Below are 10,848 nucleotides of genomic sequence, written 5' to 3' on the forward strand. Positions count from 1 at the left end.
CCGCTACGAAAAGACCGCCACCATCTACCTGGCCGGACTCCACATCGCAGGCATCTTCCTCTGGTCCGCCCGGTGATCCAAACGAAACTGCCTAGGCCGAGCCCGGGGGCATGATGATCCCCATGACGGACGAAGACCTCCCTGCGCTGCCCTGACGTCGCGCGCAGTCAGCTGTCCGCCGGGCGTGGTGGTCAGCGCTCGCCTGGCCCGTGCTCGCTCTCGCCCTGACGCCGCTTCTCCTGTGATGGCTCGAGATCGGCGTCGGCGACCCGAGCAGAGCAGGGCAGAGTGGGCAGCTGGAGTGCTGCCGGCCGTCGCCGTCGTGTCCTACCTCGCCCGGCAGGCTGCGCCGTTAGTCCGCAGGGAGCAGCGGATGGTCGCCGACCGCATGTCGATGTCGCCGACCGGCAGGCCAGTCGTCGTGCTCTGCCGTCCAAGGCCTTGGAGATGAGGCGAATTGACGCTTTGGGCAGCGATGCGAGTTGTGTGCTGCCACGGTCGGCAGGACCCTCAGAAACTCAGGTGCTGGCCGTGTTGCCCGCTCACTACGGTGATGAGTCCTCGGCCGCGAGCCGGGCGGAAAGCGGAGGGCAGGCCGATGAAACGCCTCGAACTGGTAGTCGTGCAATTCGAAGAGGTCAAGCGCCTCATCGAGGTCGGACGGGTCCCACAGCTGCGGCTGGCCCACATCCTGCTCGACAGCGCCGTCGAACTGATCATGCACCGCATGGCCGAAGCCGAACTCGACGGCGAGCGCTACCACTTCGATCAGCTTGAGAACCTCCGTCGGATCGAAGCGATGCGCAAGAGCGACAACCCCCTGCACCGCCGGTTCGCTACAGGGCCGAGCGACGACCAGCTCAGCTCAGAGATCAAGAAGCTCGAAGCGATGGTGACCTCGAAAAGGAAACGAAAGAAGATCAACGACAACTTCGGGGACAAGATCGACTTCCTCGTCGAGCGGACGAGGCTACCTGGCAGCATCGCGCCGGTGCTGAAGAAGCTGCACGACTACCGGAACGAGACCTACCACCGCGACCAGCACCGCGTTGAAGTGATCCGTCCGGCAGTCCTGATCTACTTCGATGCAGCATGCACTGTCCTCGACCTGTACGAGCCGGGAGTGCTGATCGGTGACGGCGCCCTGGGCCCTGAGCTGGCACGTTTCCAGGACACCCGCCCCGGCCACCATGACCCCTTCGAGGTGTCCCATCGGGCAGCGAAACAGCTAAGGGAGGAAGTTGGCCTTGACCTGGCAGCAGTGAGGACCGCGCTGGTCGACCATCTTCTTGGACGCCTCGACGATCTTGAGTCGGGACTCGCCTACGTGGAGGAGAACAGCGTCAATGGCGCGGCCCCGGGCGACGCGATTCGCATCATGCAAATCGAAGACGGAGACATCGAAGCGATCTTCAACAACGAGGTGCTGCGGAGCCGGAAGTATCCCCTCACGATGAAGGACGTGAAGTCCTGGATCGAGCGGGCCACAGCGATGGAAGACATGGACGACAAGCACACGCTCTTCGCCGAGCTCGCGGCACTTGAGGACGAGTTCGAGGATCTCGAATCGAAGGTCCGCGAGGCGGTCTGGCGCATCGACGAGGCAGCGAACATGCGCTGAGCACCCGCGGCCGGACCACCGTGGCCGACATGTGGCGCGAGGACCTGGACCGCGAGCACGCTCACTCCTTCCTGCCCCGCGTCTGGGTGACCACGCGCGGGCTGCGCACCCACCCTCCGCTGCGCCTTCGGATCCCGTGTGTCGAACACGGCCCGTTGTCCGAGAAGCTCGGACAGGCCGTGCACCCGCTGCACACTGCGGCCGCCAGCTGACCCGCCCTCCCGTCGGCCAGACCGTTCGAGCCCACGCTGCGCCCGACGCGTGATCTGATTTCCCGTTATATGCGATAAGAGGTCGGATGGCGCGGTACGTTGGCGGACAGTCCCCCTGGACGCCGTGTCCCCCGTGCGCTGCGTCCGGGGGCACATCACCCCGGACCTGGCGTGATCGCGGGTGACGGCCCGAATGACCACAGCGATCCGTAGCCGGACGCGCTCAGACGATGCTGATGTCGTTCGCTCAAGGGGGCCACCCGCCCGGCTTACTCGTCGCGCTGCTGCTGGGCCTCTTCGAAGGCGCGGAGCGTGGCCTGGAGAGCCTGCTCAATGCGACCAGGATCCCGCGGCGTCTGCTCCTCCTCGGCCAGCGCGCCGCCCTCAGCCGCCGCCATCATGACGCCGAAGGCCTTCCGTTGCGCATCCTCGTTCAGCGCCCGCCAGCCACGCAGTGCCCCGATCGTCATCAAGGTCAGCACGTCATCGCTCGTGGTGGGCCGCATCCGTCCCTCGACCAGGTCGTCCAGCCGCCAGCTGTCCGCGACCTCTTCCCACGTCACGTCAGGCCCCGCCTCGTCGCTCACGCGTTCTCCCATGAGACAGGAGTCAACCACGGCACCCGGGGTGCACCCCCAGCCGCCAAGCCTGACCTCACGGACACCGGCAAGGAGACCAGACGTGGCTGCACCGCGCACTGGGAGCCCACGAGCTGAGCGTCCAGCTCGCCGTCGGGGTGTCGCCCTTCACCGAGGCCGGGAAGATCCTCGCGCTGGAGGCGGACCTGTTCGGCTTCGCGGCGACGGGGCAGCGCTCCCGGCTCGCCCGGACCACGGCGAACCTGGCGTACACCCCGAAGATCACCGTCCACCGCGTAAACCTGTCGTTCCCGCTGACCTCGTTGCAGGTCCACGCCATCGAGGAGGGCCGCACCGGCGACGTCCGCTTCGAGATCGACCTCAACGCAACACTGCCGCAGGCACCCGGGTATCCGGGGAGCACCCAGGACACGGCGCACATCACCATCGCCAAGAGCCGGTGGGAACAGCAGCTGGCGCAGCTGGGGCCGTCCGCGGCGTTCGAGATGGCCGTGCCGTACCCGCTCGGCGACCCGGAACGGGACGAGGTCGGCCGGACGCTGCGGGAGGCACAGCGGCTGCTGACCGCGAACGAGGTGCGGGCGTCGATCCTGGAGGTCAGGCGGGCGCTGGAGTGGGTCCGGGAGAACGTCACCTGGGACAACCCCGGATCGAGGAAGCAGGCCAACCAGTGCAACCAGACCGAGCGGTGGTGGCGGATTCAGGACGCCCTCTACAGCCAGACCTGCGGCGCCCTGCACAACGACGCGGTCACCAAGACCTTCAAGTACGACCGGGCCGAGGCGGAGACGCTCCTGGCGATGACCGCCGCACTGCTGCGGAACGTGCCCGTCACCAGCGCGTGACGGCCCGGCGCCCGCCCCGCGACCGAGACGAGGACCGCATGGCAATCGAGCACAACGGCATTGCAGGCCCCTACTTCGAGTACGACGGACTGCCCGCCCAGCACGTGGTGGACAAGGATCTGCCGCTGATCCATCCGTACGGCCCGGTGACGCCCGGCCGCTATCTCACGCCCGGCGGCGGACGGCTCACCATCCGCCCGGCCGAGAAGCGCGCCCACACCCGGATCACGCTGGACCACCTGGGTTGTCCCGCCCAGGTCACCGATGAGAAGGACGCCGCCTTCATGCGGCTCGCCCAGGCTGCCGAGGGGTACTGCGTGCAGGCCAGGTGCCGACACCACGCCGCGTACTCGGGCGGGGTGCTGCGCATCTTCGAGGTACGCAAGGGGAGCATCGAGCTCACCGCATTCGTGCGCGCCGCGCTCGCGGTCGAGCTGGGGGACTTCACCCCCACGGACCGGCTCTTCCAGGAGACCGAAGCACTGGTCGGGCCTGTCCGCCGGGACGGCGAGGGGGACCAGGCCAGCGGCGGCTAGACGCCCGATGTCCGCCTGCCGCGGCGGTACCGGCGGGCCCATGAAAGCGGGGAGGTGCGGCGCCACGGGGGGAGCGCCGCACCTGCGACCAGCGTAGCGATCCACCGCCCGGCCCGGGCTCATTTGTGCGACCGGCAACGGAGAAGGCCCGGACATCGCGCCCGACCCTGCACTGGTAGCAGCCGGACAGCCAGCACGCCCGCCCCACCTCAATCAGCTGGACTACGCTGCGCGTTGTCGTCAGAGCGAAGGAAGGGCGGGCTGTGGCCAAGCGGACGAACGGCTCCGAGAAGAACCGCAAGGAGCCGCTGTCCGGCGTCGCACGCCGGCTGTGGGCGTTCTCCGGCAACGAATGTGCCTGGGGCGACCCGCACTGCTCAACCCGGCTGGTCACGGAGGAAGGCGCCTGGGTCGGCAAGATCGCCCACATCATCGGCGCCGAGCCCGGTAGCGCCCGTCACGAAGCGTGGGACGGCACGGACGTCGAACAGCTACGGGACTTCGACAATCTGATGCTGCTGTGCGGGGTGCACCACGACCTGATCGACAGCAGCGTCACCCGGCACGACTACACCGTCGAGTACCTGCGGGCAGTCAAACAGAAGCACGAGGCCACGTACCGGTACACGGTCGACGACATCGAGGCCGAGTTCCGCGACACGGTCAACGGCTCCCTGGTCCGGCCCGCCACCACCATGCGCCGCTTCTTCGCCTGGGAGGACGCCAACCAGGACCCGTCGGACGAACAGGACTTCCTCGAGCTGGTCAACCGCTTCGCGGGGCGGGTCGGCGGTCTCACGCGGATGGCCCGACAGGTGCTCGCCCTCGTAGTGCACGAGGAGACCACGGACTTCGAACTGGTGCTGAGGCGCTTCTCGGCGGACCGTACGACGCTGCTCAGCGTCGTACGCGAACTCCAGAAGGCGGAGATGGTCTACCTCCACGCCGAGGAGTACGACGAGGACCGCGGCCAACTGTCCCTGCTCGGTGGCGCTCTGGAGGGCGTCCCAGAAATGTGGGACGAGCTTCGGGGCTTCTGCCGCGACGAGAAGGTGGACCTCAAGGAGATCCTGGTGGATCTCGACTTTTCCCGCTTGGACTGAGCTGCCGACGGGCGTACGACCTACGCCCGGGGAGTGGCGGCCCCGGCCGTACTGCGTCCCGTCACGGGGACCGGGGCCTGTCCCGCACACTCCATTCCGGCACGGGCCACGGCGAGCCCAACGAATGACCCCAGAGCCCCTGCACCGATTTCCACCGGCCCGGGACGAGGCACGAGGACAAGCACGGCGAGGGGACTGCCGCAAGGCATCACGCCGTCGGCTTCCGCACAGGACAGGTACCGCGAGTGGCGACACTGACGGCATCGTCGTCACTGTCCTGAACGCGCGGCGTGTCGGCCTCGGCGGGCCTGGCGGTGACACCGTAGAAGCCGCCGAAGGCCTCGACGCCGCTCTTCCCTTCCAGTTGGGCGAGCAGCGCCGCCGCTGCCACGCCGCGCGCCAGTTCGCTCGCGGTCCGGGCCACACGGTTCTGCGCGCGTCCCGACCGAGGTCGACCATCGCTGAACTGGATCACGTCACCGTTCTCGCCCAAGCTGCCACCAGCGCGCTCGGCTTCACCACGTAGCCAATTCTTGGCCTGCTCGCGCGAATAACCCCATTGCCCGAGCTTGTAAGCGATGTCTGCGCCGCAGAGCGGAACGGCGAAATCCAGGAAGAGCCGCAGCTCGTCAATAGCATTCAATGGTTCAGGCTGGCGCACAGAAGAATCTCCTAGAACACGAAGAGTCGGAAACCCGAAGTTGGGCTAAAGAAGTGGCTGGGTCCCAGGGGAAAGCGAGCAAGAAGCGTCCGTCGGAAAGACGCCGTCACTATCGGGCCACACGGCCTGCCAATACGGCACGGCAATCTCCTGGCCGTACACCGCCCGCAGCATCGCGAAGGGCTCCAAGGTCTCCGCGGGGCGCATGAGCAGCCGGAATCCATCCGCAAGGAGCCCGTCCAGCACGTCACCCGCCACTGGACCAGACGATCCGGCGAACCGCTCGACGACGGAATGGAGCACGCCCTGCATCACCCGGACGTCCAGGCCGGCCATCACGAACTCGTGCCCCCGAGACTCGTGCAGACCGATGGTGTAGCAATAGGCAGCAGAACTCTCACCACCAAGAACCGGCTGGATGGCGAACCCGTGCTCCGCGATCACGCCCCGCAGCCGAGCAACGTACGCCGTCATGAAGTCGGGCGGACATACCGGGCAATCCGTATCTCCGCAAGAATCGTGAGAGCGGCCCTTCGGCAAGACATTGGCCGCGGCATCGGGCACGAATTCGAGATCGCGGACGACCAGCTGGGACGGGTCACCGTCCGGACGGAATGACTCCAGAGCCGGGAGATCGATCAGGCCCCACCCGCCCTGCGATAGGTCACCCCCCAGACACGACCACCCGTAAGCCCGGCCGCTCGCGTCGTCGACCTCCACGACGTACCACTCACCGTCGGCGGAGACGTACCGGATGCCGACCACCCTGTGCTCATGCGGCTCCAACACCGTTGCCCACAGAGCCGGAATCTCGGCGAGCACCTCCGGAGCCGGGTAGAAGGCATGGCCGCGCTCCTCGCGCCACAGCTCGGGCGGCCGCGTCCCGACCGGAGCGCCACCCTGCACAGAGCCCTCGGGGTCGGGCTGGGCGCGGAAGATGGCCTGCTCCACATCCGGGTGATAGATCGACACCTCCTCGCCGTCCCAGCGCACGGTGTACGCCTCCAGGTCACCGGGCAAGGCAAGCAGTTCGGGGACGGTTTCCATCGCCCTGAGGAAGAGGGCGATGAACAGCTCTTCCCCTCCTCCGGCATCGGCAGAGACGGTGGTTCGCTCCCAGGGGTGCCCGAGGAAGCGCATGCGGATGTCCGCCATGATCAGTTCTCCAGTGAATCGTGGGTGGGGACGCCGGCGAGGGCATGGCCGAGGGCGTGCGTCGCCGCTCAGGCGATCGCGGAGCGGCGACACTGCGCCGCCGCGCGCATCACGGGCCCGGTCGGCCCCGACGGAATGAGAAGAGGGAGGAGCGAGCCCGGATCAGGAGGCTGACGACTGCTGGGCCCGGTACTTTCCCACCACGGCGAGCACGGCAACGCCGAGCAGGTCGGCCCCCTCACCCGCCATCCAGTCGCCGAGTGTCGCTTCTGGGCTGTTGCCGAGCCGCTGGATGAGCTCGTGCACGCCGACATGCGGAACGCCCTCGGCATCGCAACCAGTCTCGAAGTGCCCGAAGTCGGGGGCGTACGCGTGGTAGTGCCCGTCGGCGCTCCAGTGAGGGTCCTGCCACAGCTCGAACACTGCGTTCGGGGCGTCCTCCTCCAGCCGCGCGGCGACTTCCTCGCAGAGGCCCAGTGCGGCGTCCGGGGCGCGGTAGACCTGTCCCATCGTGAGGGTCTCGGAGGGACCGCGCTCATACTCGCCGCGAAGTTTGTGCTCCCGCATGAGGTCGAGAAGCGCGACGACCTCGCCAGCGGGAATCGAATGGATGCGGAGCTGCAGATCAGCAGACACGATTCTTCCTAGGATCGAGCGCCACGGCGGGCGCGCATGAATGAGGGGCAGCACCGCGGGTGTTGTCGGCAGCGGTGAAGTAGAGGGGCATTGGTCGCTCGGCTGGCGCCCTCGCACCTGCGGGGGAGTGGGACCTGTCGGCGTTGGGTGTGTGGGCGGCTCTTCGGCCGTCCGGCGTTACGTCGAAGGCCTGGTTGAGGGCAGCCGTCAGAGCCGCGATGCCTCACGCCGCCAGCTGCGCGTCTCGGCGCGGCGAACCAGACGGCGGAACCAGGGCCCCTTTTCGCCCTCATCGCTGTACCGGCCCGGCAGGATCTTGCTCCCCACGGAGCCGGTCCGAGCGTTCTTGACCTTGGGACGCCTCGCGGGACGCTTCTTCGCCCCGGTTCCCGGGACGGGGGTGCTCATGTTGAGATCAACTCCGCATCTGTTTGCCCCGATGTCTTACGCGGCGTCGTTCTTGGCGCAGTCGGGGCAGTCGTCGGGACAGCGGTCTTGGGTGCCGTAGGTGTGAACCTCACAGCGGACACAGGGGTCGACGGAGGTGACGTAGTCGCCGTCTTCGGTACGGGTTTCTCCGACCCAGTCGTCCGCCGGGATCCCAGTCGGCTCGTTGCAGTGGCCGCAGTTGACCTCGCCGGGACGGTAGATGGCCATCAGAGCTCACGCTCGGGCAGACCGCCGTGGAGCCTCCACAGGAACTCCGACATGTCGACGCCGATCTCGTGCTCGGCGTCGTTACTGTCGCCATCGACGGCCTCGTTCCAGCGGGCGAGAAGTTCTTCGACCTCGGCCAGGTCGGAGGGGGTGAGTTTGGTGCTCAAGGCGCGGTCCTTCTGCTTGCGCCCCAACAAGCGGGGTCGGATGGGGTTCGGGCATGGGCCCCGTGAGGGCTGGAAAGCCAGCCAGGCCGTAGGTGTGATCAGCAGTCGAAGGCCGACGTGAGGCTGTCTAGCTCGCGCCTCAGCCCTCACCGACCACCACCTGTACGCCCGACGTTTGGCACTTCTGGCCGCGCACGAGGTGGCGATCCAGTCGGCCGTTGATCAGATCGACAACCGCACCGCACCCGGCGGCCGGGCAGCGGACGGCCATCGCCCGGCCCTCGTCGTCGAGGAGGGGCATTTCGGATGCGATGGCCATCGCGGTCTGCTCGCCCTTCAGACGTACGGAGAAGGTCACCGCGCCGCCGGCCTCTACGTCATTGAGGCACGACTGGCACAGGGGCCGCCTACGCGCTCTGGCTGTGGCCTCTGGCGACGGGGCCACATGGTGACCGTCGGGAGAGATACCAGGCGGCAGGCCCGTTTCGGGGTCGATCAAGAGGCTCGGGGCGGTGTGTCGCTCCAGTTCGTGAAACAACGTCGGGCGGCCGCAACAAGGGCACTTCATCAGATAGAACAACGCGAGCTCTCACGATCTCGGAGTGGTGTGGGTAGCCGCGGACGGCTCCATGGGAAGGGCTGTTCTGGTGCGGGGGCCGTTCCAGGGACATCCAGCCGGTGACCCCGGTCGGGTTTTCTTGCCCGACGAGGCCGCGGGCGGCGGTCCGCTGGTCGGGTGGCTTCTCGGCCGGTTCTTCGCTCCCCGGCCTCACAGGAACAATAATACATACTGAAGTCTAAATATGCAACAGCCTTGGGATGCTTTCCCGGCATCCTTCAAGACGCGGGGTCCTCCGGCCGCCAGCCCATACGTGAAGAGAAACCGTCTGCCTCGCTGCCCGGACCATGTGCCAGAAGGCGCGAGGCCTCGCCTCCGCACAGCCGTCTGCCGGCTCTTTCGCCCACGGCCCCGGCGCGCCAGGGACGAATGAGGCGCGCGGAGCCGACAGACGTGCGCCCTGCCCGAGGCACGGCCAGACCCGTATCGTCGCAACATCGGGCCGAAGACGTCGTGGGGACGCTCGGGACACAGCGGCCAGGGAGGACGGTGGCGTGGTCGTGGAGCGCAGGAGGGTACTGGGCACAGGGCTCTTCGCGGCAGTGCTGTGGACGGGCAGCACGACCTCGGTGCTGGCTGGCGAACGCGGCCAGCACCTGGCCGAGGAGGAACTGCCAGCTGCGCGCAGGCTGTTCGCCGCCGGCAGGTACGACCGGCTCCACCAGATGCTCCCAGGAATGGTCGCCCGCGCGAGCGAGAGCGAGCGAACGGGCCCCGTCGGCGCCGGCCAGGCTGCGGGGGTATGGGTACTCGTCTCTCAACTAGCAGTCAAGGAAGCTGAGATGGGCACTGCGGCCGCCTTCGCTGTCAGGGCCGGGACGGCGGCCCGCCGCTCGGGCCGACCGGTACTCCTCGCGGCCGCCGCGCGCGCGGCCGCGACCCCGCTGCGCCGCACGGGCCGCGCGGACACGGCCCTCCAGCTGCTCCGGGAAGCGCACGATGAGCTGGGCACCGCTCCCCGGCCGTCCGCGGCCGTCCTGGACGCGTCCGGCATGGTGGCCCTGACCGCGGCCTACACCGCTGCCCAGGCCCGCATGCCCTCCGTCGCCGAGCAATTTGCGTCCCTGGCCGAACAGACCGCAGCCCGCCTCCTCCGCGACCGCGGACGGGTACCGACCGGCGGGGAGCTGTCGCCAGCGCAGTGCGTGCTGTACCGGGTCGGCATCCACCAGAAACTCGGCGACGTCGACCGAGCCCTCGCGTACGCCGCCGGCCTGGAGCCGGCCGCTCTGACCACGCCGGAGCGCCGAGCCCGCGCGGCGACCGACACCGCCCGCGCCCTGCTGACCGCCGGAGACGTGGCGACCGCGTTCGTCCAGCTACAACTCGTGGAACGAGCCGCGCCGCAGGAGGCCCGCCGCCACTCAGTCCGCACGCTGACGGCCGAGGTCGCCGCGCGTCGGCCGGACCTACCAGGCGTCACAGCCTTCGCCCGCCGCACCACCCTGCGCCCCGCCACATGACCACCCCGCCGGCCGATTCCCCGCCGCGCCCTCGCACAGGAGCTTGATCAAGGTCGAGCAGACCTCGCGGGGCGTCGTCAGCCCAGGTAGTAGGTGTGTGTCGGGCGAAAGGTCGGGTACAGCAATTCGAATCCACCCGGGCCCCGCGGGTCGTCGAAGGCGAGCAGCGCCGGGTCGTCCAAGGTGCAGCAGCCACACTTCGGATCCATCCACGTGATGGTGATGTGGGGAAACGCGACCGCCATTTCGCGGAGGGCTTCCTCCCACGCCGTCTTGTCCTCATCACGCCAGTCGTGCTGGGTCCCGTCCATGTAGACCTGGTCCAGGCGCTCGGCCCACTCGTCGAATGTCATGCCTGCGGCCTTTCGGTGCTCGTAGGTGGTGGCCCGGCCGGGGTCCCGGGTGGAGGGGGTTGGTGGGACCGGGGGCCGGGCCACCCCTGGCCCGGCCCCCGGGGCCCCGTGGGGGCCCGGTGTGGGGGGTGTGGGGGGTGTGGGGGTTCGGCGGCCCCGTGTTGGGGGTTGGGGCCGCCGGGTGGTGGGTGGGGGGTCAGGCGGTCTTGTAGCCGTTGAGC

The 10,848-nt window shown here is 68.4% G+C and carries 14 protein-coding genes; 6 read left to right on the top strand and 8 right to left on the bottom strand.

All coding sequences use genetic code 11. The annotated features are described in order from the left end of the window. The first annotated feature begins 598 nt into the window (after window positions 1–598). The gene (locus tag ACIGO6_RS41355) at window positions 599–1,621 is read left to right on the top strand and encodes a hypothetical protein (RefSeq protein ID WP_399885916.1); all 1,023 of its coding nucleotides are present in this window, start codon (window positions 599–601) and stop codon (window positions 1,619–1,621) included. A gap of 29 nt (window positions 1,622–1,650) precedes the next feature. Then, window positions 1,651–1,833: a hypothetical protein gene (locus tag ACIGO6_RS41360; protein ID WP_399885918.1), complete on the top strand. Its 183-nt coding sequence runs from the start codon at window positions 1,651–1,653 to the stop codon at window positions 1,831–1,833. 269 nt (window positions 1,834–2,102) lie between these two features. Here ACIGO6_RS41360 and ACIGO6_RS41365 read toward each other — a convergent pair whose 3' ends face one another. Next, window positions 2,103–2,420: a hypothetical protein gene (locus ACIGO6_RS41365; protein ID WP_399885919.1), complete on the bottom strand. Its 318-nt coding sequence runs from the start codon at window positions 2,418–2,420 to the stop codon at window positions 2,103–2,105. Between the two features lie 149 nt (window positions 2,421–2,569). On the opposite strand from ACIGO6_RS41365, the gene ACIGO6_RS41370 reads away from it, so the two are divergent. The 3 genes from ACIGO6_RS41370 (at window position 2,570) to ACIGO6_RS41380 (ending at window position 4,916) form a co-directional block, all read left to right on the top strand. Next, window positions 2,570–3,277 (top strand): hypothetical protein, encoded by a 708-nt coding sequence (locus ACIGO6_RS41370; protein WP_399885921.1) that lies wholly within the window; start codon window positions 2,570–2,572, stop codon window positions 3,275–3,277. Window positions 3,278–3,315: 38 nt separating this feature from the next. Next, complete coding sequence (locus ACIGO6_RS41375) at window positions 3,316–3,813, top strand: DUF6420 family protein (RefSeq protein ID WP_030819750.1); 498 nt, start codon at window positions 3,316–3,318, stop codon at window positions 3,811–3,813. A 263-nt stretch (window positions 3,814–4,076) separates the two neighbouring features. After that, complete coding sequence (locus tag ACIGO6_RS41380; RefSeq protein ID WP_399885923.1) at window positions 4,077–4,916, top strand: hypothetical protein; 840 nt, start codon at window positions 4,077–4,079, stop codon at window positions 4,914–4,916. 208 nt (window positions 4,917–5,124) lie between these two features. Here the strand turns inward: ACIGO6_RS41380 and ACIGO6_RS41385 are convergent, their stop codons facing one another. The 6 genes from ACIGO6_RS41385 to ACIGO6_RS41410 form a co-directional block, all read right to left on the bottom strand. After that, on the bottom strand, window positions 5,125–5,577 hold the full coding sequence (locus tag ACIGO6_RS41385; protein ID WP_399885925.1) for a hypothetical protein: 453 nt from the start codon (window positions 5,575–5,577) through the stop codon (window positions 5,125–5,127). Between the two features lie 45 nt (window positions 5,578–5,622). Beyond that, entirely contained in the window at window positions 5,623–6,732 is a 1,110-nt protein-coding gene (locus ACIGO6_RS41390; RefSeq protein ID WP_399885927.1) for a DUF4262 domain-containing protein, read from the bottom strand. A gap of 162 nt (window positions 6,733–6,894) precedes the next feature. Then, complete coding sequence (locus tag ACIGO6_RS41395; protein WP_399885929.1) at window positions 6,895–7,368, bottom strand: hypothetical protein; 474 nt, start codon at window positions 7,366–7,368, stop codon at window positions 6,895–6,897. Window positions 7,369–7,812: 444 nt separating this feature from the next. Then, window positions 7,813–8,025, bottom strand: coding sequence for a hypothetical protein (locus ACIGO6_RS41400; protein WP_399885932.1), 213 nt, complete (start codon window positions 8,023–8,025; stop codon window positions 7,813–7,815). Then, complete coding sequence (locus ACIGO6_RS41405; RefSeq protein ID WP_399885934.1) at window positions 8,025–8,192, bottom strand: hypothetical protein; 168 nt, start codon at window positions 8,190–8,192, stop codon at window positions 8,025–8,027. The genes ACIGO6_RS41400 and ACIGO6_RS41405 overlap by 1 nt, the downstream gene beginning before the upstream one ends. Window positions 8,193–8,331: 139 nt before the next feature. Then, complete coding sequence (locus ACIGO6_RS41410; protein ID WP_399885936.1) at window positions 8,332–8,550, bottom strand: hypothetical protein; 219 nt, start codon at window positions 8,548–8,550, stop codon at window positions 8,332–8,334. Window positions 8,551–9,311: 761 nt separating this feature from the next. Between ACIGO6_RS41410 and ACIGO6_RS41415 the strand changes: the two genes are divergently transcribed. Beyond that, window positions 9,312–10,274, top strand: coding sequence for a transcriptional regulator (locus tag ACIGO6_RS41415; RefSeq protein WP_399885938.1), 963 nt, complete (start codon window positions 9,312–9,314; stop codon window positions 10,272–10,274). A gap of 77 nt (window positions 10,275–10,351) precedes the next feature. Here the strand turns inward: ACIGO6_RS41415 and ACIGO6_RS41420 are convergent, their stop codons facing one another. After that, window positions 10,352–10,627 (bottom strand): hypothetical protein, encoded by a 276-nt coding sequence (locus ACIGO6_RS41420; RefSeq protein ID WP_399885941.1) that lies wholly within the window; start codon window positions 10,625–10,627, stop codon window positions 10,352–10,354. Window positions 10,628–10,848: the final 221 nt, after the last annotated feature.

This window comes from Streptomyces sp. NPDC053750 (genome assembly GCF_044544295.1).
In the GTDB taxonomy this organism is placed as follows: domain Bacteria; phylum Actinomycetota; class Actinomycetes; order Streptomycetales; family Streptomycetaceae; genus Streptomyces.

Coding starts and splice junctions, on each gene's coding strand:
- ACIGO6_RS41420 (WP_399885941.1), bottom strand. CDS start 10,627: ATGACATTCGACGAGTGGGCCGAGCGCCTGGACCAGGTCTACATGGAC.
- ACIGO6_RS41400 (WP_399885932.1), bottom strand. CDS start 8,025: ATGGCCATCTACCGTCCCGGCGAGGTCAACTGCGGCCACTGCAACGAG.
- ACIGO6_RS41355 (WP_399885916.1), top strand. CDS start 599: ATGAAACGCCTCGAACTGGTAGTCGTGCAATTCGAAGAGGTCAAGCGC.
- ACIGO6_RS41375 (WP_030819750.1), top strand. CDS start 3,316: ATGGCAATCGAGCACAACGGCATTGCAGGCCCCTACTTCGAGTACGAC.
- ACIGO6_RS41390 (WP_399885927.1), bottom strand. CDS start 6,732: ATGGCGGACATCCGCATGCGCTTCCTCGGGCACCCCTGGGAGCGAACC.
- ACIGO6_RS41360 (WP_399885918.1), top strand. CDS start 1,651: ATGTGGCGCGAGGACCTGGACCGCGAGCACGCTCACTCCTTCCTGCCC.